The sequence below is a fragment of the Janthinobacterium sp. NKUCC08_JDC genome (assembly GCF_019345575.1).
Lineage (GTDB): Bacteria > Pseudomonadota > Gammaproteobacteria > Burkholderiales > Burkholderiaceae_D > Janthinobacterium > Janthinobacterium aestuarii.
The window spans coordinates 77755-100603 of record NZ_JAHKQW010000017.1 but is presented as its reverse complement, the minus strand read 5'-3'; the positions used below and the strand labels follow the sequence as shown (position 1 = coordinate 100603).

The 22849-nt window shown below is 63.4% G+C and carries 24 protein-coding genes; 15 read left to right on the top strand and 9 right to left on the bottom strand.

Annotated features, from left to right (window positions below; all coding sequences use genetic code 11):
* The first annotated feature begins 4 nt into the window (after window positions 1-4).
* The 8 genes from KO538_RS26400 to KO538_RS26365 are packed head-to-tail and all read left to right on the top strand — an operon-like array spanning window position 5 to window position 7047.
* Window positions 5-772 (top strand): ABC transporter ATP-binding protein, encoded by a 768-nt coding sequence (locus tag KO538_RS26400; RefSeq protein WP_219330141.1) that lies wholly within the window; start codon window positions 5-7, stop codon window positions 770-772.
* Between the two features lies 1 nt (window position 773).
* A complete protein-coding gene (gene cobO, locus KO538_RS26395) occupies window positions 774-1406 on the top strand; it encodes a cob(I)yrinic acid a,c-diamide adenosyltransferase (protein ID WP_139091651.1) in 633 nt (210 codons plus the stop codon).
* A gap of 7 nt (window positions 1407-1413) precedes the next feature.
* Entirely contained in the window at window positions 1414-1980 is a 567-nt protein-coding gene (gene cobU, locus KO538_RS26390; protein ID WP_072456962.1) for a bifunctional adenosylcobinamide kinase/adenosylcobinamide-phosphate guanylyltransferase, read from the top strand.
* Window positions 1974-2927: an adenosylcobinamide-phosphate synthase CbiB gene (gene cbiB / locus KO538_RS26385; protein WP_219330140.1), complete on the top strand. Its 954-nt coding sequence runs from the start codon at window positions 1974-1976 to the stop codon at window positions 2925-2927. Before cobU ends, cbiB begins: the two co-directional genes overlap by 7 nt.
* The gene (cobD, locus tag KO538_RS26380) at window positions 2920-3906 is read left to right on the top strand and encodes a threonine-phosphate decarboxylase CobD (RefSeq protein ID WP_070305623.1); all 987 of its coding nucleotides are present in this window, start codon (window positions 2920-2922) and stop codon (window positions 3904-3906) included. Before cbiB ends, cobD begins: the two co-directional genes overlap by 8 nt.
* Window positions 3903-4802 (top strand): cobalamin-binding protein, encoded by a 900-nt coding sequence (locus KO538_RS26375; protein WP_070305625.1) that lies wholly within the window; start codon window positions 3903-3905, stop codon window positions 4800-4802. Before cobD ends, KO538_RS26375 begins: the two co-directional genes overlap by 4 nt.
* On the top strand, window positions 4799-5596 hold the full coding sequence (locus tag KO538_RS26370) for an ABC transporter substrate-binding protein (RefSeq protein WP_219330139.1): 798 nt from the start codon (window positions 4799-4801) through the stop codon (window positions 5594-5596). The genes KO538_RS26375 and KO538_RS26370 overlap by 4 nt, the downstream gene beginning before the upstream one ends.
* Window positions 5593-7047 carry a cobyric acid synthase gene (locus KO538_RS26365; RefSeq protein WP_219330138.1) on the top strand — a complete coding sequence of 485 codons (1455 nt, stop codon included), beginning with the start codon at window positions 5593-5595 and terminating at the stop codon, window positions 7045-7047. The genes KO538_RS26370 and KO538_RS26365 overlap by 4 nt, the downstream gene beginning before the upstream one ends.
* Window positions 7048-7113: 66 nt before the next feature.
* On the opposite strand, the gene KO538_RS26360 is transcribed toward KO538_RS26365, so the two are convergent.
* Window positions 7114-8259 (bottom strand): hypothetical protein, encoded by a 1146-nt coding sequence (locus KO538_RS26360; protein ID WP_219330137.1) that lies wholly within the window; start codon window positions 8257-8259, stop codon window positions 7114-7116.
* A gap of 198 nt (window positions 8260-8457) precedes the next feature.
* On the opposite strand from KO538_RS26360, the gene KO538_RS26355 reads away from it, so the two are divergent.
* From KO538_RS26355 to yacG, 6 genes are all read left to right on the top strand, one after another.
* Window positions 8458-9930, top strand: coding sequence for a DHA2 family efflux MFS transporter permease subunit (locus tag KO538_RS26355; RefSeq protein ID WP_257620598.1), 1473 nt, complete (start codon window positions 8458-8460; stop codon window positions 9928-9930).
* Window positions 9931-10003: 73 nt separating this feature from the next.
* Window positions 10004-11200 (top strand): type II secretion system F family protein, encoded by a 1197-nt coding sequence (locus KO538_RS26350; protein ID WP_219330136.1) that lies wholly within the window; start codon window positions 10004-10006, stop codon window positions 11198-11200.
* A 106-nt stretch (window positions 11201-11306) separates the two neighbouring features.
* A complete protein-coding gene (locus KO538_RS26345; protein WP_219330152.1) occupies window positions 11307-12176 on the top strand; it encodes an A24 family peptidase in 870 nt (289 codons plus the stop codon).
* Window positions 12177-12209: 33 nt separating this feature from the next.
* Window positions 12210-12857 (top strand): dephospho-CoA kinase, encoded by a 648-nt coding sequence (coaE, locus tag KO538_RS26340; RefSeq protein ID WP_219330135.1) that lies wholly within the window; start codon window positions 12210-12212, stop codon window positions 12855-12857.
* A gap of 62 nt (window positions 12858-12919) precedes the next feature.
* Window positions 12920-13675 (top strand): cell division protein ZapD, encoded by a 756-nt coding sequence (gene zapD, locus KO538_RS26335; RefSeq protein ID WP_034748811.1) that lies wholly within the window; start codon window positions 12920-12922, stop codon window positions 13673-13675.
* A gap of 18 nt (window positions 13676-13693) precedes the next feature.
* Window positions 13694-13885 carry a DNA gyrase inhibitor YacG gene (yacG, locus tag KO538_RS26330; RefSeq protein ID WP_034748814.1) on the top strand — a complete coding sequence of 64 codons (192 nt, stop codon included), beginning with the start codon at window positions 13694-13696 and terminating at the stop codon, window positions 13883-13885.
* A 13-nt stretch (window positions 13886-13898) separates the two neighbouring features.
* Here yacG and KO538_RS26325 read toward each other — a convergent pair whose 3' ends face one another.
* The 6 genes from KO538_RS26325 to secA all read right to left on the bottom strand — a co-directional run bounded on the left by KO538_RS26325 (window position 13899) and on the right by secA (window position 20101).
* A complete protein-coding gene (locus tag KO538_RS26325) occupies window positions 13899-14315 on the bottom strand; it encodes a hypothetical protein (RefSeq protein ID WP_070305640.1) in 417 nt (138 codons plus the stop codon).
* 3 nt (window positions 14316-14318) lie between these two features.
* Window positions 14319-14528 (bottom strand): hypothetical protein, encoded by a 210-nt coding sequence (locus KO538_RS26320; RefSeq protein WP_034748820.1) that lies wholly within the window; start codon window positions 14526-14528, stop codon window positions 14319-14321.
* A 114-nt stretch (window positions 14529-14642) separates the two neighbouring features.
* The gene (locus tag KO538_RS26315) at window positions 14643-15065 is read right to left on the bottom strand and encodes an NUDIX domain-containing protein (protein WP_219330134.1); all 423 of its coding nucleotides are present in this window, start codon (window positions 15063-15065) and stop codon (window positions 14643-14645) included.
* Window positions 15062-15943 (bottom strand): ATP-binding protein, encoded by an 882-nt coding sequence (locus KO538_RS26310; protein ID WP_219330133.1) that lies wholly within the window; start codon window positions 15941-15943, stop codon window positions 15062-15064. The genes KO538_RS26315 and KO538_RS26310 overlap by 4 nt, the downstream gene beginning before the upstream one ends.
* Window positions 15940-17178, bottom strand: a complete 1239-nt coding sequence (gene argJ, locus KO538_RS26305; RefSeq protein ID WP_034784989.1) for a bifunctional glutamate N-acetyltransferase/amino-acid acetyltransferase ArgJ — start codon at window positions 17176-17178, stop codon at window positions 15940-15942. Before argJ ends, KO538_RS26310 begins: the two co-directional genes overlap by 4 nt.
* 154 nt (window positions 17179-17332) lie before the next feature.
* The gene (gene secA / locus KO538_RS26300; RefSeq protein WP_219330132.1) at window positions 17333-20101 is read right to left on the bottom strand and encodes a preprotein translocase subunit SecA; all 2769 of its coding nucleotides are present in this window, start codon (window positions 20099-20101) and stop codon (window positions 17333-17335) included.
* Between the two features lie 279 nt (window positions 20102-20380).
* On the opposite strand from secA, the gene KO538_RS26295 reads away from it, so the two are divergent.
* A complete protein-coding gene (locus KO538_RS26295; RefSeq protein WP_034748833.1) occupies window positions 20381-20890 on the top strand; it encodes a DciA family protein in 510 nt (169 codons plus the stop codon).
* A gap of 129 nt (window positions 20891-21019) precedes the next feature.
* Here KO538_RS26295 and lpxC read toward each other — a convergent pair whose 3' ends face one another.
* Both lpxC and KO538_RS26285 read right to left on the bottom strand, forming a co-directional pair.
* Entirely contained in the window at window positions 21020-21955 is a 936-nt protein-coding gene (lpxC, locus tag KO538_RS26290; RefSeq protein WP_034748834.1) for a UDP-3-O-acyl-N-acetylglucosamine deacetylase, read from the bottom strand.
* Between the two features lie 50 nt (window positions 21956-22005).
* On the bottom strand, window positions 22006-22848 hold the full coding sequence (locus KO538_RS26285; RefSeq protein ID WP_070305651.1) for a DMT family transporter: 843 nt from the start codon (window positions 22846-22848) through the stop codon (window positions 22006-22008).
* Window position 22849 lies beyond the last annotated feature (1 nt).

Genomic DNA, 22849 nt, shown 5'->3' with positions numbered 1-22849 from the left:
AAGCATGATACGCACCTACCAACTCGGCCTGAAAGCGGGCACGCGCTCCCTCGTGGAAAACCTCATCTGGCAAATCAAGGATGGCGAATGCTGGAGCGTGATCGGCCGCAACGGCGCTGGCAAAAGCACCTTGCTGCGCACCCTGGCCGGATTGCGCGAACCGGATGCCGGCCACGTGACGATACAGGGCCGCGCCCTGATCGACTGGCCATTGGAAGAGCTGGCGCGCGAACGGGCTTTCCTGGCGCAGGCGCGCCACGACGCGTTCTCGTACCGCGTCATTGAAACGGTGCTGTCGGCGCGCCACCCGTATCACGACAATCACTATTGGGAAGGCAGCGACGACCAGCGCATCGCCCTGGCGGCGCTGGCCTCGATGGAAGTCGAGCACCTGGCCGAGCGCGACGTGCGCAGCCTGTCCGGCGGCGAACGCCAGCGCGTGGCGATCGCCGCCATGCTGGCGCAACATACGCCCTTGCTGCTGCTCGATGAACCGGCCAACGCGCTGGACTTGGCGCACCAGGTCAGCGTCATGAGCCTGCTGGCCAGACTGTGCCGCGAACAGAACAAAACCGTGGTCATGGTGGGGCATGACCTGAACCTGGCGCACAGCGTCTCGACCCATGCGCTGCTGCTGATGGGCGATGGCGGCTGGCTGGCAGGTCCCGTGGCCGACGTGATGCAGGCGTCCATCCTGGGCGACTACCTGGGCCACCCTATCGAGATCATCGATCACGGCAAACGCAAGATATTCATACCGAAAGAGGACTGACATGAGCGAAAACAAAACCATCGACGCGGAAACCGCAGCCATCAACGAGCGCCACCGCGTGCGCATGGAACGCAAGAAGGCCATCATCGACGCGGCCATCGCCAAGGCCGACAAGGAAATCGGCATCATCATCGTCAACACGGGCAATGGCAAGGGCAAGAGTTCGAGCGGCTTCGGCATGGCCATCCGCGCCATGGGCCACGGCATGAAAGTGGGCGTGGTGCAGTTCATCAAGGGCGCCATGTCGACGGGCGAAGAAAAATTCCTGCGCCGCTTCCCCGACGAAATCAGTTTTCATGCGATGGGCGAAGGCTATACATGGGAAACGCAGAACCGCGAGCGCGACATCGAAAAGGCTGAACTGGCATGGGAACAGGCGAAGACCTTCCTGGCCGACCCAAGCTATGGCCTGGTGCTGTTCGATGAACTCAATATCGCCCTCAAGTACAACTACCTCGACGTGCACAAGGTCATCGCCGACCTGCTGGAACGCCCGGCCATGCAGCACGTGGTCATCACGGGCCGCGGCGCGCCGGACGAACTGATCGCAATCGCCGACACGGTCACCGAAATGGCCGTCGTCAAGCATGCGTATGCGGCCGGCATCGGCGCACAAATCGGCACCGAGTGGTAACAGCACCATGACGCGCACCCTGGTCTTCGGCGGCGCCCGTTCCGGCAAAAGCGCCCATGCGGAAAAGCTGGCCCGCGAGTCCGGCAGGGAAGTACTCTACATCGCCACCGCGCAGGCGGGCGATGGTGAAATGGCCACGCGCATCGCGCATCACCGTGCGCAGCGCCCGGCCGAGTGGGCCACCCTGGAAGAACCGCTGCGCCTGGGCGACGCCATCCTGCGGGAAGCACGGCCCGGCCGCCTGCTGCTGGTCGACTGCCTGACCCTGTGGCTGACGAACCTGATGTTTTCCACTGGCGAGACGTATCCGGACGTGGGCGACATCGCCCTGCCTGAACTGTTCCACAGCGAGCGTGCACACCTGCTGTACGCGCTGGCGGAAATTGGCGAGACCGATTGCGACCTCGTTCTCGTTTCGAACGAAGTGGGCATGGGCATCGTGCCCTACGGCGCCATCTCGCGCTGCTTCACCGATGAAGCGGGCCGCTTGAACCAGGCCGTGGCGGCCGTGTGCGACAAGGCTGTCTTTGTCGCCGCCGGCCTGCCCCTGTACCTGAAAGGCGGCCCATGCTGAGCGGCCTGTCGCTACCCATGCTGGCCGCCTTGATGACGGCCGGCGTGCTGCTCGACATGCTGCTGGGAGAAACGCGCCGCTGGCATCCGCTGGTCGGCTTTGGCCGCCTCGCCAGCGCGCTCGAGCACCTGCTGAACCGGGGCCGCGGGCGTTTGCTGCGCGGCGCGCTGGCGTGGTCGCTGGCCGTGCTGCCGATCAGCTATGCGGCCTACTGGCTGTGCGGCCTGGCCGGTGCGGCGCTCCACGTCTTCCTGCTCTATCTATGTCTGGGCCTGCGCAGCCTGCGCGACCACAATCAACCGATCGCTGATGCCCTGGCCATCGATGACCTGGGCAACGCGCGCCTGCTGACGGCGCGTATCGTCAGCCGCGACACGGCCAACGCCGACGCGGCCAGCCTGGCCAAGGCCAGCACGGAATCCCTGCTGGAGAACGGCAACGACGCCGTCTTCGGCACTCTGTTCTGGTTTGCCGTGGCGGGCGGCCCCGGCGCCGTGCTATTCAGGCTGGCCAATACGCTCGACGCCATGTGGGGCTATCGGAACGAGCGCTACGACTGGTTCGGCTGCTGCGCCGCGCGCATCGACGATGTTCTGAACTATCTTCCGGCGCGCCTGACGGCCCTGTCGTATGTCCTGCTGGGTAAAACCATGGCCGACAAACAGCGCGCCTGGCACTGCTGGCGTAGCCAGGCCCCCAACTGGGGCAGCCCGAATGCGGGTCCCGTGATGGCCAGCGGCGCCGGCGCTCTGGGCCTGGCCTTGGGCGGCGACGCCATTTACGACGGTGAACTGGAACGCCGTCCGCCGCTGGGTGCCGGCCGCCCGGCCGAAGCGCGCGACATCGACCGCGCCTGGCGCCTGGTGGCGGAAACGGCCGTCCTGTGGCTGATCTGGGTGGCGCTGCTGGCGGGCCTGTTCTACCTGAAGGGGAAATACCTTGCTTGAACATGGCGGCAACCTGCGCGACGCCGCGCGCGAATATGGCAGACCGCTGGCCGACTGGATCGACCTGTCGACCGGCATCAACCCGCACTGGTATGCGGCGCCAGCACCCGATGCCAACGCCTGGCACCGGCTGCCGGAGTCCGATCCTGCGCTGGCCGCAGCCGCCTGCAGCTACTATGACGCGCCAGCCATGCTGCCCGTGGCGGGCACGCAGGCCGCCATCCAGGCCCTGCCCCGGCTGCGCGCGCCGTCGCGCGTGGTGGTGGCCGCGCCCTCGTACGCGGAACACGCGCACCACTGGGGCCAGCAAGGCCACCAATTGCGCCAAGTGCCGTATGCGCAACTGGCCGATGCGGTGGACAGCTGCGACGTGCTGGTCGTCTGCAATCCGAACAATCCCACGGGCGAACGCATCTCCCCCGCACTGCTGCTGGCATGGGCCACCCGGCTGGCCGCGCGCGGCGGCTGGCTGGTGGTCGATGAAGCGTTTGGCGACACGGAAGCCCACGCCAGTCTCGGTCCGCACTCGGGCCAGCCTGGCCTGATCGTGCTGCGCTCCATCGGCAAATTCTTTGGCCTGGCGGGACTGCGCCTGGGCTTTGTCGCCGCTCATCCCGCGCTGCTGGGACAGCTGGCCGACATGCTGGGCCCGTGGGCCGTCAGCGGTCCGGCGCAGCAGGTGGCACTGGCGGCGCTTACCGATACGCACTGGCAAAACGCGATGCGCGAACGCCTGCGCGGCGAAGGCGACCGCTTGCATCAGCTGTTGGCCACGCACGGCATCGCCAGCAGCGGCACGGCGCTGTTTCAGTGGTGGCCCGAAGATCGCGCCGAAGCGTTCTGGCGCCACATGGCGGAATCGGGTATCTGGGTGCGCCTGTTCCTCCACGCCGCCCACGGCATCCGCCTGGGCCTGCCCCCCGACGAACACGCCTGGCTGCGCCTGCAGCAGGCCCTCACCGCATGGAAGCACACATGAAAACCCTGAACATATCACTACTGCTGGCCGGACTGGTCTCGTTGCAAACGCATGCCGCCATCACCGTGCGCGACGACGACGGCAATACCGTCACCGTGGCCAAGCCGGCGCAGCGCATCCTGGCGCTGGCGCCGCATGTGACGGAACTGCTGTTCGCCGCCGGTGGCGGCGAGAAGATCGCTGGTGTCGTCAGCTATAGCGACTACCCGGAAGCGGCCAAGAAGATTCCGCAGGTGGGCGACAACCGCCAGTACGACATGGAACGCATCATCGCCATGAAGCCGGACCTGATCGTCGTCTGGATGCATGGCAGCGCCGAGCGCCAGATCGCCATGCTGCGCCAGTTGAAGGTGCCGATCTATCACAGCGAACCGCGCAAGCTGGCCGATATCCCCGACAGCATGGAGCGCCTGGGGCAGCTGATGGGCACGGAAAAGACCGCCAAGCCGGCCGCCGCCCAGCTGCGCGCCAAACTGGCCAGCTTGACGGCGCAATACGCGCAGCGCCCGCCCGTGCGCGTGTTTTACCAGGTGTGGGATAAGCCCTTGTACACCTTGAGCGGCGCGAGCATCATCAGCGATTCGATGCGCGTATGCGGCGGCCAGAATGTGTTCGCCGCGATGAAGGTGGTGGCGCCCGTCGTCACGCCTGAAGGCGTGCTGCAGGAAGACCCGGAAGTCATCTTTGGCACCAGCGAAAAAAGCGATCCGCGCAGCGAAGGCGGTCTGGCCATGTGGCGCGCCTTCCCGTCGATGACGGCCGTGCGCAAAAATAATCTGTTCCGTCTGAATGGCGACCTGCTGAACCGCGCCGGCCCGCGCATGATCGAAGGCACGGCCGCCATGTGCGAACAGCTGGAAATGGCCCGCCAGCGCCGCACCAAGGCTGCTCAATGAGTCACTACCAGCGCATCGCCTGTTTGTCGACGGAAGCCGTGGAGACGCTGTACGCGCTGGGCGCCGAAGACGTCATCGCCGGGATCTCCGGCTTTACCGTGCGCCCTCCTCGCGCACGCGAGGAAAAGACCAAGATCAGCGGCTTTTCGTCCACGAACCTGGAGCGCATCCTGGCAGTGAGACCAGATCTCGTGATCGGTTTTTGCGACATGCAGGCCGATATCTGCCGCGACCTCGTCAAGGCCGGCATCGAAGTGCACCAGTTCAACCAGCGCACGGTGGACGGCATCCTGCGCATGATCGCCGTGCTGGCCGCGCTGGTGCGGCGCGAGGAAGCGGGCAACGCATTGATCGCCAGCCTGCGCGCGGACATCGCCACTGCCCGGGCCCGCGCCGCCGCCTGGACGCGCAAGCCCGTGATTTACTTTGAAGAGTGGAACGATCCCGTGATGAGCGGCATCGGCTGGGCGGCGGAACTGATCGAGATCGCCGGCGGCACGGACGCCTTCCCGGAACTGTCCGCGCATCCCGGCGCGAAAGAACGCATCATCGCCGATCCTTTGACGGTAGTCGCACGTGCGCCCGACATCATCCTGGCCAGCTGGTGCGGCAAGAAATTCCAGCCGGCGCAACTGGCGGCACGCCCGGGCTGGGATGCGATTCCCGCCGTACGCAATGACATGCTGTTCGAGATCAAGTCGCCCGACATCCTGTCGCCAGGCCCTGCGGCGATCACCGAAGGGCTGCGCCAGATCAGCGACATCATCGCGCAGTGGCAGGAGCGGCAGGCATGAAGATCCCCTTCCCCGCCCTGATGGTGCAAGGCACGACATCCGACGCGGGCAAGAGCACCGTCGTCGCGGCCCTGTGCCGCTTGTTGAAACGCCGTGGCGTGACGGTAGTGCCGTTCAAGCCGCAGAACATGGCCTTGAATAGCGCCGTGACGAGCGACGGCGGCGAAATCGGCCGCGCGCAAGCCTTGCAGGCGCTGGCCTGCGGTATCGCGCCGCATACGGACATGAATCCGGTGCTCTTGAAACCGTCGTCGAACACGGGCGCGCAAGTGATCATCCACGGCAAGGTGCGCGCCGAGATGGATGCGCGCGACTACCAGCAATATAAAACCATCGCCATGGGCGCCGTGCTGGAATCGTACGCGCGCTTGCGCCAGCAATACGATGCCGTCGTCGTCGAAGGCGCGGGCAGCCCGGCCGAAGTCAACCTGCGCGCGCGCGACATCGCCAACATGGGCTTTGCCGAAGCCGTCGACTGCCCCGTGATCCTGGTGGCCGACATCGACCGGGGCGGCGTCTTCGCCCACATCATCGGCACTCTGGCGTGCCTGTCCGACAGCGAACGGGCGCGCATCGTCGGTTTCGTCATCAACCGCTTCCGCGGCGACATCTCGCTGCTGCAACCGGGCATCGAGTGGCTCGAACAGCAGACGGGCAAACCCGTGCTGGCCGTGCTGCCCTATCTGCAAGGCCTGTTCCTCGACGCGGAGGACGCCGTCGAAGCAATGCAGGCCGAACGGGGCGCCTTCAAGGTGGTGGTGCCGCAACTGCCGCGCATCAGCAACCACACGGACTTCGATGCGCTGCGCGCCCACCCCGAGGTCGACCTGCAATTCATCCAGCAGGGGCAGCCGATTCCGGCGGCCGACCTGGTGATCCTGCCTGGCAGCAAGAACACGCGCGGCGACCTGGCCTGGCTGCAACAGCAAGGCTGGCCCGCCTACATGGCAAAACACCTGCGCTACGGCGGCAAGGTGCTGGGCATCTGCGGCGGCTTCCAGATGCTGGGGCAAAGCGTGCGCGATCCGCTGGGCGTGGAAGGCGCGGCGGGCGAGTCAAAGGCACTGGGACTGCTCGACATGGTGACGGAACTGACAAGCGAAAAACGGCTGCAACAGGTGAGCGGCCACTGTGCGTTTGCCGGCGCGGCCGGTGCACGCGTGGCAGGCTATGAAATCCACATGGGACTCTCGCATGGCGCGGCGCTGGCGCAGCCGGCCTTTCTCATCGATGGGCGGCCGGAAGGCGCCGTGTCGGGCGACGGGCAAATCCTCGGCAGCTATTTGCATGGCATGTTCGACACACCCGCCGCGTGTTCGGCGCTGCTGCGCTGGGCCGGGCTGGACTCCGGCCACACGGTGGATACCGCCGCCCTGCGCGAGGCGAGCCTGGATCGCATCGCCGACGCGGCGATGCCGTTGATGGATGCGCTGGAACGACTGCCACGCTGATGGTAATGTCGGGTTACGCCGTACCGGCCAACCCGACCTACTCAAACAGGCACGTGGCGGCACCTCTTAATTTTTCAGGCACGTGCCCATATACGAGCGGTCGGTCGAAAATTCGACCGCCATGCTCGACGACACCGGCATGAACATCGAGTAATCCGCCGGCACGTCGGCAGGGTCCTTGAACACGGCAATGCCATCGAAATCGACGGCCTGCGCGCCCAGGCCCAGCTTGTTGATGGTGATGGTTTCCGCATGCGTCTTGCCGGCGGTGTTGTTGGTGATGGTGGCGGTGCTGCCGGCCACCATGATCTTCGCGCTGATGCCCGGCGCCGCGCAGGCGTAGCTGCCGGCGATTTCGGCGCCGATCTTTTGCTGTTTGGCGGCCACGATGATGCCCACGCGCAGCACGTTCTGCTGGTTGCGGCTGTAGCGGTCGATGAACAGCGCCAGCCCCCGGTCCCCCGCGTGCACGTGCACGATGCCGAAGTCCTGGTCACCCTGGCGGGCAATGATCAGGCCACGCGCGGCGTCACGGACCAAAGTCAGGCTGGCGTTTTCCGCTTCCAGCTGTGGCGATACCGCGGAGCACGCGCCTTGCGCATTGAACACGCCGCCATTGCACAGTTGCGCGCTGCCATCGGCCACCACCTTGAGGCTGCCTTTCGGATTGAAACGGTCGCCGCCGTTCGAAGCATTGCGCATGGCACCGAGGAAGATATAGTTGCCGGCCAGCTTGGCCACGTCCGTGACGGCATAGCCGGTGCCGCTGACGTTGGAATGCATGTTGCCCAGTTTCACGGTCCCCGTCAGCAGGCGCGTGCGTGCGTCGACGGTGACGCTGAAATCCGTTGCCGTGTAGGTGGTGAGATGGCCAGTGGTGACAGCGCTGAACGTGCCGCTGCGGTCGACCAGGCCGAACTGCGTCGACAGCACGCGGATGGCGTAGGTTTTCTTTGCGCTGTCGAACGTGATGCGCCACGTGTCGCCGATGTCGGCGGCCACGTCATACACTGTCTCGTCCCCATTGGCGCCGGCGATCACGGCCAGGCCAGCCTGGGCCGCGACCGCTTGCGAGGCGACCGTCACGGGGTCGGCGACGGGGGTGACCACGACAGGCGGCGTGACCGGTGCTGCCGGCGTGCCGCCGTCGCTGCCGCCACCGCATGCGGACAGGGCCGCGCCCAGGACAAGGAACGTAAATGTATTTTTCATGTGGTGTGACTTTCGGGGAAAGAAGAGGCCGGAAAACACATGCTAGCCGTGCCCGCAATCTATTGCCATGGAACAAATGTTCCATGGACTCTGCCCCGGCACGCTGCCAAAATGAAAGGCGCGGGCGGCACGCCTGCGCCATTTATGTGACAATTCGTCGTACTGTCGGCTCCGTTTTTCCTCCTCAGGCTCGCATCCATGACCAGTTCCCCGATTAAAAGCTACCTTCCCTGGGTGGTCGCCACCGCCCTGTTCATGGAGCAACTCGACTCCACCATCGTCAACACCGCCATCCCCGCCATGGCCGCCAGCCTCAACGTGACGCCGCTGAGCCTGAAGGCCGTCGTCACCAGCTACATCCTGAGTCTGGCCGTGTGCATTCCCATCAGCGGCTGGATGGCCGACCGCTTCGGCACGCGGCGCGTGTTTTCCGCCGCCGTAGCCATCTTTACCATCGCTTCCATCCTGTGCGGCCTGTCCGTGAATGCCCCAATGCTGGTGGCCGCGCGCCTGCTGCAAGGGGTGGGCGCGGCCATGATGATGCCGGTGGGCAGGCTCACTATCATCCGCACCTTTCCCAAGTCACAATTGCTGGCGGCCATGAATTTCGTCATCATCCCCGCCCTGATCGGCCCCCTGCTGGGGCCCACGGTGGGCGGGCTGATCGTGCACTGGCTGTCGTGGCGCGAGATTTTCTTCGTCAACGTGCCCGTCGGCCTGGTGGCCTTGTACCTGGCGCACCGCTACATGCCCGACTACTATGGCGACAAGCCTCGTCCGCTGGACCTGATCGGCCTGGTGCTGTTCGGCACGGGCATCGCGCTGCTGTCGTGGCTGCTGGAAATCTTCGGCGAACACCGCATCGACGGCACCTCGTTTGCCGTGCTGCTGTTCATTTCCATCAGCCTGCTGGCCGCGTATGCCTGGCATTCGAGCGAAGTGCTGCACCCGCTGCTGCGCCTGACCCTGTTCAAGATCCGCACCTTCCGCGTCTCCGTGGTGGGCGGCTTCGTCACGCGCCTGGGCGTGGGCGGCCTGCCCTTCCTGTTGCCGCTGCTGTACCAGCTGGGCCTGGGCTTGCCCGCCTGGCAGTCGGGCTTGCTGATGATGCCGTCGGCGGCCGCCGCCATGGGCATGAAATTCATTTCCGCGCGCGTGCTGGCCCGCTTCGGCTACCGCCAGGTGCTGATCGTCAACACCGTGCTGATCGGCGTCACCATCGCCATGTTTTCCCAGGTAAGCGTGGGCACGCCCCTGTACGTGATCGTCGCCATCAGCCTGTGCATGGGCTTTTTCAATTCGCTGCAGTTTTCCAGCATGAACACCATCGCGTATGCCGACGTCGACAAGGCTGACTCCAGCATGGCCAGCACCATCGCCAGTTCGATGCAGCAACTGTCGATGAGCTTTGGCCTCGCCTTCGGTTCGCTGATCACGGGCTGGTACCTGGGCGACATGCCGCAGTCGGACCGCGCCATGCTCAGCACGGCGCTGCACCACGCCTTCCTGACCCTGGCCGCCTTGACGGTGCTGTCCTCGCTGACGTTCTGGACCTTGCGCCGCGACGATGGCGAAAGCATCAGCAAGGGCACGGACAGCGACGAGGAAGATGCGGCCGATGTGAAAGCCCAGGCCGTTGTGCAGACGGAAGTGCAAACCAAGAAAGGCTGAGCCACATCAAGTTTGCCGCCAGCGCCGCTGGCGCTTTGGCCTGCCGCTGCTACCGTGACGGCAGGAGGTGCACATGGCGGCCGAGCGGCGCTTTGCGTGGAAGGGCACGGACCGCCATGGCAAGGCGGTCGATGGCATCTTGCGGGCGGCCGACGCCACCACGGCCAAGGCCGCTCTCAGACGCCAGGGCATCCTTGCCAGCAAGGTAAAAGCTCCGCGCGCCGCGCCCGGCAAAGCCATCACACACAAGGATATCGCCCTGTTCACGCGCCAGCTGTCGACCATGATGGCGGCCGGCGTGCCGCTGATGCACGCCTTCGACATCGCCGGCAAGGGCCATGCCAAACCGGCCGTCACGGAACTGATGCGCGACTTGCGCCACGACATCGAAGCGGGCAGCAGTCTGCAGCAGGCATTTCGCCAGTTTCCGCTGCTGTTTGACGAGTTGTATTGCAACCTGCTGGCGGCTGGCGAACAGGCCGGCATCGTGCAAGACTTGCTGGCGCGCCTGGCCACCCACCAGGAAAAAGCCATCGCCTTGCGGCGGCAGGTGCGCGGCGCGCTGATGTATCCGCTCGTCATCGTGCTCGTCGCCATCGTCGTCACGGCCATCATCATGAGCGTCGTCGTGCCCGCCTTCCGCCAGGTCTTCGACAGCTTCGGCGCGCCATTGCCGCTGCCCACCCTCGTTGTCATGGGCGTGTCCGCCTTCCTCGTCCATTACTGGCTGGCCTTGCTGGCGGCGCTCGTGTCCGCTTGCGTGCTGCTGCGCCTGGCCTGGCGCCGCTGGCCCGCCCTGCGGCGCAACACGCAACTGCGGGCGCTGCACCTGCCCGTGTTCGGCCCGCTTTTGCGCAAGGCGGCGATCGCCCGCTGGACGCGCACCCTGGCCGCCATGTTCGCCGCCGGCGTGCCGCTGCTCGACTCGCTCGGCCTGGTGGGCGCCGCCTCCGGCCACGCGCTGTACCAGGAGGCAACGGTCCGCATCGAGCGCGAAATCCGCGCCGGCGGCAGCCTGGCCCTGGCCATGGAACACAGCGCCGTGTTTCCCCCGCTGCTCACGCAACTGGCCCTGATCGGCGAGGAATCGGGCGCCCTCGACGCCATGCTGTCGCGCGCGGCCGACATCATCGAAGCGGACATCGACGCCACCGTGGCCACCCTCTCGGCCCTGCTGGAACCGGCGCTGATGGTGGTGCTGGGCGTGCTGGTCGGTTCCCTCGTGATCGCCTTGTATTTGCCGATTTTCAAGCTCGGGGCCGTGATTTGACCGTTCGTCCTGCGCAAAACGTCCCCATGCACCGGCAGATGTTTTACACTGCGGCAGTGCCAGGCAATGTTTGCGCGGCAACATCATCACCTCAGACAATTCCACCATGCTGCAAGATACCCTGCTGTTCGCCGCGCCCGGCAACCTGCCCGTCGCCCTCGTCGCCGCCCTGTTCGGCCTGATCGTCGGCAGCTTCCTCAACGTGGTGATCCACCGCGTGCCGAAAATGATGCAGCGCGAATCCGACAATTACGTGGCGGAAGAAAGCGGCTTGCCCTTGCCGCACACGGACCGCTACAACCTGATGCTGCCGCATTCGAACTGCACCGCTTGCGGCCACCGCATCACCGCCACGGAAAACATTCCCGTCCTCAGTTACCTGCTGCTGCGCGGCAAGTGCAGCGCCTGCAAGGCGCCGATTTCCGTGCGCTACCCGCTCGTCGAGCTGCTGACGGGCGCGCTGTCGGCCCTGTTGATCTGGCACTTCGGCAGCGGCTGGACGGGCCTGGCCACGCTTGTGTTCGCGTATTTGCTGATCGCCATGACCTTCATCGATGCCGATACGCAAATGCTGCCGGACGACCTCACCTTCCCCCTGCTGTGGGCAGGACTGCTGGTCAATATCAACGGTACTTTCGTGCCCCTGCAAGAGGCCGTCATCGGCGCGGCCGCCGGCTACCTGGCCCTGTGGGCCGTGTACTGGGCCTTCAAGCTGGCGACAGGCAAGGAGGGAATGGGCTATGGTGACTTCAAATTGCTGGCTGCGCTCGGTGCGTGGCTGGGCTGGACCATGCTGCCGACGATCATCCTGCTGTCGTCACTGGTGGGTGCCGTGGTCGGCATCGGCCTGATCGTGTTTGCCAAGCGCGGGCGCGACAAACCGATCCCGTTCGGCCCCTACCTGGCGGCGGCGGGCCTGATCGCGCTGCTGTACGGCGCGCCCCTGTCGCGGCTTACACTGGGCCTGACCGGCTGACCGGCGCTGCACTGCGCCCCTATGGATAAATACATGCAACGACACAACGTCCCTTATTTCAGCGTCGGTCTCACCGGCGGCATCGGTTGCGGCAAGAGCACGGTGGCCGACATGTTCGCCGCGCGCGGTGCCTCCATCGTCGACACCGACCAGATCGCCCACAGCCTGACAGCGCCCAATGGCGCCGCCATGCCGGCCCTGGTGGCGGAATTTGGCGCCGGCTACGCCGATGCGCGCGGCGCCCTCGACCGCAGCAAAATGCGCAACCTCGTGTTTTCCGACGCTGCCGCCAAGGCGAAACTGGAAGCCATCCTGCACCCGCGCATCCGCCAGGCCACCCTGGCTGCGGCCGAAGCAGCGACGGGCAGCTATGTGATCTTTGCCGTCCCCCTGCTGGTCGAGTCCGGCGGCTGGGCGGAGCGGGTCAACCGGGTACTGGTCATCGATTGCCTGGAAAGCCTGCAAGTGTCGCGCGTGATGGCGCGCAATGGCTTATCTGAAGAACAAGTCAAAGCCATCATGGCCACGCAGGCCACGCGCGCCATGCGCCTGGCGGCGGCGGACGATGTGATCGACAACAACGGCGATTTGGCGTCCTTGGCACCGCAGATTGCCCAGTTGCACGATTTATATCTGGCATTTTCAAAAAGAATGGCTGGAATGGCCCCGCAACGTTTGTAATTTGTCGACGCTTGGTTCAAAATCACGGGATTGTTTGCAGGTCCTTACTTAAGGGAATTATTTTGATTGTCTACGAATACCCTTTCAACGAACGCATACGTACCTTGTTGCGGCTGGAAGACCTGTACGACAAATTCAAGTTCTTCATCCAGCAAGAGCATGCAATGCAGCACCATGTTGCCTTGGCAACCATTTTCGATATGCTCGAAGTGGCAGGCCGCGCCGACCTGAAGTCCGACCTGCTGCAGGAGCTCGAGCGCCAGCGTCAAAGTCTGCTCGGTTACCGCAGCAATCCGAATGTGGAACCGGAAACCCTTGATGCCATCCTCGGCGAACTCGACAGTGTCAGCGGCGCCCTCGTGGCGGCGCAAGGCAAGACGGGCCAGAATATCCGCGACAATGAATGGCTGATGAGCATCCGCGGCCGCACCATCATCCCGGGCGGCGCCTGCGAATTCGACTTGCCGTCGTATTTTGCCTGGCAAAAACGCAGCTCCGAACAGCGCCTGACCGATATCCACGCGTGGTTCGCCCCGCTGGCGCCGCTGTTCGATGCGCTGGCCCTCGTCTTGCGCCTGCTGCGCGATTCCGGCGGACCCGTTAAACTGATCGCCAATGGCGGCAGCTACCAGCAAATGCTGCAAGGCAAGGTGTACCAGATGCTGCGCCTGAGCCTCGATGAAAACAGCGGCGCCATCCCGGAAATTTCCGCCAACAAATACATGCTGTGGGTACGCTTCACAACCCAGGGCGGCGACTTGAAACCCAAGCCGCTGGAAGAAGATGTCCCGTTCGAGCTCACGCTCTGTAATTTTTAACTGCTACTTATTTGCCCCATCATGACTGTCGTTAACTGCCCTACCTGTGCCGCCAAAGTCGAATGGACTGAAGCCAACAAATTCCGCCCCTTCTGCTCGGAACGCTGCAAGCAGATCGACCTTGGTGCCTGGGCCGAAGAGAAATACACGATCCCCGCCGCCGATCCGTTCGAAGATCCGCTCGCGGATGAAGACAACAAGCCGCAGTAAGCCCCAATGAGCCTCAACTAAACGGATTTTCCAGGCGTAGCCCCTGCGCCACGAAACTGTCGAGCCTGCCACTGACCACCGTCAAGCCATAGGCGATGCCCATCGCCGCGATCTGTCCATCGACGCCATGCGCGTGGCCGCGGCCATGCAGACGCGCGCATACGAGCGCACAATCGAGGTCGAATTCCAGCAGCCGCGGCGCATATTCCGCCAGCACGGCTTCCAGCCAGCCTTCCAGCGCCAATGCTTCCAGCGCCGCTTCGCGCCGCCAGCAGCACTGTATGCCTGCACGCAATTGGGCGATCACTTGCACCGGCACATAACGCGCCTCGGGCGCCACCCGCTCGAAAAAATCGGCCACTCCCGCCGGCGCGGCGCTGCCCTTGCGCGCCGCAACGATTACATCCGTATCGACCAGGTAAGCCGGCATGGCTCAGGGGCGGCGCTCGAAATCCGCATCGAAGCCCACGTCGGGCATACTGCGCAAAATATCGTCGAGCGGACGCTTCGGCAGCGGCCGCAAGGCGCTGCGCAAGATGTCGCGGTGCTCGTCTTCGATGCTGCGCCCATGCGCGCGGGCACGCTTGTGCAAGGCAGCAATCAGCAATTCATCGGTATCGGTAAAGGTCAGTGTCAGCGGCATGCGAGGCTCCCGGTGCGTGATGAAAGCACTGTAGCGCAAAGCGCGCGCGATACAAGGAAAGTCACAGCAAAGCTTGCGCCAGCACGCAGCATGGCGCTGCCCGCTGGCACCAGATCAGGCAAGAAGCAGGGCTTCTCGGCGCACTTCGTCGAGCCATTCCAGCAGGGGAATGGTGGCCGGCAGCAAGGGTTCCACGCCGACCGTGCCCTGCCAGGCGAACGCCTGCCCTTCCAGGCTTTGCGGCTCGCCCCGCCATTCGCGGCTGATATAGAAATGCAGGCGCACATGGGCGTGTGGATACACATATTCGACGCCGCACCAGGCTTCGGCACTGTCGATATGCAAGCCCAGTTCCTCGACAAACTCGCGTTTCAAGGCATCAAAAATGGCTTCGCCCGGTTCGACTTTACCGCCAGGAAATTCCCAATAGCCGTCATACGGCTTGCCGGCCGGACGCTGGCCCAGCAGCACATCACCATTCGGCTTCATCAGGATGCCAACGGCGACATCGACCGGTTTGATTTTCACTTCGCTCATTGCGGCAGCTTTCCCGCAGGAAGTTTCCCCGCATAATCGCGTGCGAATTGCCAGGCCACCCGGCCCGAACGGGAACCGCGCTGCAAGGCCCAGCGCAAGGCGTCGCCGCGCGCTGCCGCGATCTGCTCCGGCGTGCAACCGAACGAGGCGAGCCAATGGGCCGCGATATCGAGGTAATCATCCTGCTTGAACGGATAGAACGACAGCCACAGGCCGAAGCGTTCGGACAGCGAGATTTTCTCTTCCACCGTCTCGCCCGGATGCAGATCGCCATCGTCGTCCGTCTTGTAGCTCGTGTTGTCCGACATGCGTTCCGGCATCAGGTGACGGCGGTTCGAGGTGGCGTAGATCAGCACATTATCCGATTGCGCGGCGATGCTGCCGTCGAGCGCCACTTTCAGCGCCTTGTAGCCGCTTTCGCCCTCTTCGAACGACAGGTCGTCGCAAAAGATGATGAAGCGCTCGGGGCGCGCCGCCACCAGGTCGACGATGTCGGGCAAGTCGGCCAGGTCCGCCTTGTCCACTTCGATCAGGCGCAGACCCTGGTCGGCGAACTGGTTCAAACAAGCCTTGATCAGCGACGACTTGCCCGTGCCCCGTGCGCCCGTCAGCAGCACGTTGTTGGCCGGACGCTTAGCGACGAACTGGCGCGTGTTCTGCTCGATCTGCGCTTTTTGCGTGCCGATATTGTGCAAGTCGTCCAAGGCGATGTTCGACACGTGGGCCACGGCCTGCACATAAGGCAGCGCGCCCTGGCGCCGGCGCCAGCGGAACGCAAAGCTGTTCCAGTCGGTTGCCGGCAAGGCCGGCGGCAAGATCGACTCGAGGCGCGCCAGCACCCGCTCGGCGCGGATCAGGAATTGATCGAGGCCGGTCATGAGCGGTAGTCGGCGTTGATCGACACGTAGTCATGCGACAGGTCGCACGTCCACAGGGTGGCCGTGGCATCGCCGCGCGCCAGCTTGACGCGGATGGTGATTTCGCTTTGCTGCATCACGCGCTGGCCATCCTGTTCCTGGTAGTCGGGGTTGCGGCCGCCATTCTTGGCCACCCATACATCGTCCAGGTACAGGTTCAGCTGGCCCACGTCCAGATCGTCCACACCCGCATAGCCGATGGCGGCCAGGATGCGGCCCAGGTTCGGGTCGGACGCGAAGAACGCCGTTTTCACCAGCGGCGAATGGGCGATGGAATAGGCGATCTTGCGGCACTCTTCCACGTTGCGGCCGTCTTCCACGGTCACGGTCATGAACTTGGTCGCGCCTTCGCCATCGCGCACGATGGCTTGTGCCAGAAAGGTCGACAGCTCGGTGACGGCGGCGGCCAGTTCCGCATAGTGCGGCGAGTCGATGGAATCGATGACCAGGCTGCCGGCGCCCGTGGCCACCAGCATGAACGAGTCATTGGTGGACGTGTCGCCGTCGATGGTGATGCAGTTGAACGATTTGTCGGCTGCCTGTTTCACCAGCTGGTCCAGCACCGGTTGCGCCACGGTGGCGTCGAACGCGAGGAAACCGAGCATGGTGGCCATGTTCGGCTTGATCATGCCGGCGCCCTTGCTGATGCCCGTCAGGGTCACCGCGTGGCCACCGATGGTGACCGTGCGCGAACCGGCTTTCGGCTGCGTGTCGGTGGTCATGATGGCTTCGGCGGCCGAGAACCAGTTATCCGAGGTCAGCGCGGCCACGGCTTGCGGCAAGCCGGCGACCAGGCGCTGCACGGGCAAGGGTTCCAGGATCACGCCCGTGGAAAACGGCAAAATCTGCTGCGGCGTGCAGCCCAGCAGCTCGGCCAGCGCGGCGCAGCTGGCCTGCGCGTCGGCCAGGCCCGATTCGCCCGTGCCCGCATTCGCGTTGCCCGTATTGACCAGCAGCGCGCGGATCGGCGCGGCGCCGGCCGTCACGGCCGCCAGGTTGGCTTTCGAAATTTGCACGGGCGCGGCGCAGAAGCGGTTCAATGTGAACACGCCGGCCACGGTGGCCGTCGGCGCCAGTTTCAATACCAGCAAATCCTTGCGGTTGGGTTTCTTGATGCCGGCTTCGGCAACACCGATTTCAATGCCGGCGACGGCTTTCAAGTCGGCGGCGACGGGCTTGGGAGAATTGACGGCCATGGTGAGTTCTTCTGCAAGGGAAAATGGAAGCGCTATTGTAGCGCCTTCGCGGCGCCGGTGAGCATGCGCGCCCACACATGCACGCCTGCAAATTGAAAAGGCATAAAAAAACGGAGACCGCGGTCTCCGTTTTTGTTCAGGCTGTGAAACCGCCTTATGCCAGCTTGCCGTGGCAAGCTTTGTATTTTTTACCGCTGCCGCAAGGGCATGGGTCGTTACGGCCCACTTTGACGCCCATGCTCACGCTCATGTCGTCAACGTTGTCCATGTTGCCGCCGGCCGCAGGCGCCAGCAGTTCTTCCGGCGCCGCATTCGGGTCGAATTCGGCGTGCTGGTAGTGCACGTTTTCCACGTGCGACTGCTGCATCGCCTGTTCGGCCGCATCGACTTCTTCGCGCGACTGGATGCGTACCGTCATCACGTGTTTCGTGACGTCGTTCTTGATCATGTCGAGCATCTGGCCAAACAGTTCAAACGCTTCGCGCTTGTATTCCTGTTTCGGGTTCTTCTGCGCATAGCCGCGCAGGTGAATACCCTGGCGCAGGTGATCGAGTGCCGCCAAGTGTTCGCGCCAGTGGCTGTCCACGCTTTGCAGCATGACATTGCGCTCGAAGCCGCCAAACGATTCCTTGCCGACGATGTCGATCTTCGACTGGTACACGGCATCGGCCGCGGCCAGCACTTTTTCCAGGATCTCGTCGTCCGTCAGGGTCGAATCGGCTTCCAGCAATTGCTGCAGCGGCAAGTCCAGCTGCCATTCGCTGGCCAAGGTGTTTTCCAGGCCCTTGATATCCCACTGCTCTTCCACCGATTCGTGCGGCACGTACTCGTGCACCAGGTCGGTGAACACGCCGTGGCGCAGGGAAGCGATCATGTCCGAGATGTCGGTCGTTTCCAGCAGCTCGTTACGCTGCTGGTAGATGACTTTACGCTGGTCGTTGGCGACGTCATCGTATTCCAGCAATTGCTTGCGGATGTCGAAGTTGCGCGCTTCGACCTTGCGCTGGGCAGATTCGATCGAACGCGAGACGATGCCTGCCTCGATCGGTTCGCCTTCCGGCATTTTCAGACGGTCCATCACGGCGCGCACGCGGTCGCCGGCGAAGATGCGCAGCAGCGCGTCGTCGAGCGACAGGTAGAAGCGCGACGAACCCGGATCGCCCTGGCGGCCGGCACGGCCACGCAGTTGATTGTCGACGCGGCGCGATTCGTGGCGTTCGGTGCCAATGATGTGCAAGCCGCCCGCATTGACCACGTGGTCGTGCAGGGATTGCCATTCATCGCGCAAGGTCTGCGACTGGGCTGCCTTGTCGGCGTCGCTCAGTTCAGCATTGGCTTCGATGAACTTGATCTGGTTCTCGACGTTACCACCCAACACGATGTCCGTACCGCGACCGGCCATGTTGGTGGCGATGGTGATGGCTTTCGGACGGCCTGCCTGGGCGATGATTTCCGCTTCGCGCGCATGCTGCTTCGCGTTCAGCACGTTGTGCGGCAAACCGGCCTTGGTCAGGATGCCCGACAGCAGTTCCGAGTTCTCGATCGAGGTCGTACCGACCAGCACGGGCTGGCCGCGCTCGTAGCAGTCGCGGATGTCGTTCAACATCGCGTTGTATTTTTCCGCCGACGATTTGTAGACCTGATCCTGGCGGTCCTTGCGCTGCAGCGGACGGTTTTGCGGGATCACGACCGTTTCCAGGCCGTAGATTTCCTGGAATTCGTACGCTTCGGTATCGGCCGTACCGGTCATGCCGGCCAGCTTGGCGTACATGCGGAAGTAGTTCTGGAAGGTGATCGAGGCCAGGGTCTGGTTCTCGTTCTGGATCTTGACGCCTTCTTTCGCTTCGACGGCCTGGTGCAAGCCATCGGACCAGCGGCGGCCCGTCATCAGACGGCCCGTGAATTCATCGACGATCACCACTTCATTGTTCTGCACCACATAGTGCTGATCCTTGAAGTACAGCGCATGCGCGCGCAGGGCAGCATACAGGTGGTGCACGAGGGTGATGTTGGCCGAATCGTACAGCGACGCGCCTTCCGGCAGCAGGCCCATTTCCATCAGGATGCCTTCGGCCTTTTCGTGGCCCGCTTCCGTCAGCAGCACCTGGTGCGCTTTTTCATCCTTGGTGTAGTCGCCCGGCACATCAACCTTGCCCTTGCCGTCCGGCGTTTCTTCGCCGATCTGCAGAGTCAGGCGCGCAGGCACTTCATTGATCTTGTGATACAGGTCCGTATGGTTCTCGGCCTGGCCCGAAATGATCAGCGGCGTACGCGCTTCATCGATCAGGATCGAATCGACTTCATCGACGATGCCGAAGTTCAGGCTGCGCTGCACGCGTTCGCGCGCTTCGTAGACCATATTGTCGCGCAAGAAGTCGAAACCGAATTCATTGTTCGTGCCATAGGTGATGTCGGAGTTGTACGCCTGCTGCTTGGCGCTGTGCTCCATCTGCGACATGTTCACGCCAGTCGACAGGCCCAGCCATGCATACAGGCGGCCCATGGTCTCGGCATCGCGCTGCGCCAGGTAATCATTGACGGTGACGATATGCACGCCCTTGCCCGACAGGGCATTCAGGTAGGCTGGCAAGGTTGCCATCAGGGTCTTGCCCTCGCCCGTGCCCATTTCCGCGATCTTACCGAAATGCAAGACCATGCCGCCGATCATCTGCACGTCGAAATGGCGCATGCGCAAGACGCGCTTGCTGGCCTCGCGGCAGACGGCAAATGCTTCCGGCAACAAGGCATCGAGCGATTCGCCAGCGGCGATACGTTCCTTGAAGGCAGGCGTCTTCGCTTGCAGCTCGGCATCCGACAGCTTTTCGATGGCCGGCTCGAGCGCATTGATCTCGCGTACCGTTTTTTGGTATTGCTTGAGCAGCCGCTGGTTGCGGCTACCGAAAATCTGGGTCAGTAATGACATGCTTGAATTCTTGAAAAAACGCCGTTAAAAAAAGCTCGGTAGGGAACAACGAGGTAGGTATCGCGTCACCGCACGGAGTTCGACTATGGCAAAAGACGATGATTTTATCATGCGTTCCCGACATGGTTGGGGTAATGCGCCATATAACAATAGCTTAATGACAAACAAATGGCAGAAATTGCGGACATTTTCCATACTGTAAGGCAATACGGCCCACCCGCCTGCGCCGCACCCGCCGCCGCACTCGTCATGCACGGGCGAGTGTGCTATGTTTCGGCCATGCGAACTCCCACTTATTCTCCGGCGCCGCGCCGCGGCTACGGCTTTGCCCGTTCAGGCCCGGCCGTCACGGGCGCAACCGATTTTCTGCGCGGCAACGCGACGATGGCCTCATTGATGCCTACCGTCACGCGCCTGGCCGCCTTGCAAAAAGACTGCGCCAAGGCCTTGCCGGCCATGTTCGAGCATTGCGACATCCTGCAATTCGAAGGCGGCCAACTGGTGCTGGCCACGCCAAACGCGGCGCTGGCAGCCAAGCTCAAACAGCAATTGCCGAAGTTGCAAGGGGAACTGGAAAGAAAGGGCTGGCAGATTTCAGGCATCAAGCTGAAAGTGCAAGTCATCAAGAGCATCGCGCCCATCGTGCATACGCGGGCGCTGGTCTTGCCGGAAAAAGCCATGTCGGCCCTGGAAGAGCTGAGCACGGCCCTGCCCGCGTCGAAACAGAACGAGCAATTGATCGCGGCGCTGCGCAATATGGTGCGCCACCACCGCGAACCGAAGGACTGAGAATAACGGCGCTAAATTAACGCATATCGCGTAGGTCGGATTAGGCCCTTCGGGCCGTAATCCGACAACACCACGATCAGTGCCAACATGGTTGTCGGATTACGCGGGGCGTCGCCCCGCTAATCCAACCTACGTCAGCGACCACTCGCGCTCCATTTGACGCAGGTAGGATTGCGGCGCCGCCTCGTTCGTGTCGAATGACACGATTTCATACGCATCGGGCTGCTCCAGCAGCGCCAGCAGCAGCTGGTTGTTCAGCGCGTGGCCCGACTTGTGCGCCGTGTAGTAGGCGAGCAAGGGGTGGCCCACCAGGTACAGGTCGCCGATGGCGTCGAGGATCTTGTGGCGCACGAACTCGTCTTCATAGCGCAAGCCATCCGCGTTGAGGATGCGGTACTCGTCCATGACGATGGCGTTTTCCAGCGAACCGCCACGGGCCAGGCCCATGCCGCGCAAGCTTTCCACGTCCTGCATGAAACCGAAGGTACGCGCGCGCGCCACGTCGTGCACATACGACACGTCGCCAAAGTCGACCGAGGCGCGCTGCATCGTGCCATCGACGGCCGGATGGTTGAATTCGATGAAGAAATCAAGCTTGAAACCGTCGTATGGCGACAAGCGCGCCCATTTCTCCGCGTCACCCTTGCCGTGACGCACTTCCACGGGCTTGACGACCTTGATGAATTTCTTCGCCGCCTGCTGCTCTTCCACGCCAGCCTGCTGCAGCAGGTAGACGAAGGACGAGGCGGAACCGTCCATGATGGGAATTTCTTCCGCATTCACGTCGATATACATATTGTCGATCCCCAGGCCCGCCGCCGCCGACATCAGATGTTCTACGGTGGAAACCCTGGCGCCATCCTTGATCAGCACGGAAGCCATGCGCGTATCGCCCACGGCCATGGCGCTGGCGGGAAACTCGACGATGGGATCGAGGTCGATGCGGCGAAACACGATGCCCGTATCGATCGCGGCAGGACGCAGGATCAGCTCGACCTTGGTGCCGGAATGCAAACCGACACCGATGGTGCGGACCTGTTGTTTGATAGTGCGTTGTTTTAACATGGCACGATTATATCCAGTTGCGGCGTGGAATGCTGACCGGCAAAGAAATGCTAGGGATGCTCACTTTCCACATGCACGGCTTCGCGCCGCACCAGGTAGATGCCGCTGGCGATAATGATCGCCGCGCCAAACAAGGTATAGCGATCCGGCAGCGCCTGCCACAGCAGCCAGTCTATCGCCACGCCCCAGGCCAGCGCCGTGTACTCGAACGGCGCCACGATTGACGCCTTGCCGGTGCTGAAGGCCTTGGTGATCGCCAACTGCCCGAAGAAGCCTGACAGCGCCAGCACCATCAAGATCGAGCCGTGTTCGGCACGCACAGGCACCCAGATATTCCACGCCAGCGTTACTGCGCCAATCGACATCAGCGTCAGCAGCCAGAACATCATCGCCTCAGTGCTGTCGGTGCGCGCCAGCACGCGCGCGCTGATGGCCGACACGGCGTAGCAGGCAGCTGCCACCAGAATCGCCAGCCCGCCCAGCGATAGGAAGCCGGTGCCTTCGGGGCGCAGCACCACCAGCACGCCCAGCAGGCCGACGCCAATCGCCACCCACTGCCCGCGGCCCACGTGCTCCTTCAGCACCCACACCGACAGCGCCGTGATCAAAGCCGGCGCGATGAAGAAGATCGAATATGCCTCGGCCAGCGACAGCGACTTCAGCCCGAAGGCAAAGGTGGTCAGCATGGCGATGCCGAGTGCGGCGCGCAACAGGTGCATTGGCCAGCGTATGCGGAAGATGCCCTTGAACGCACCGCGGTACAGCATGTAGCCGCACAGCAGTGGCAACGAACTGAGCGAGCGCATCGCCGTGACCTGCGTGGCGGGATAATGGGCAGACAGCAGCTTCATGGCGGTATCCATGCACGAGAACATGGCGACCGCAATCAGCATC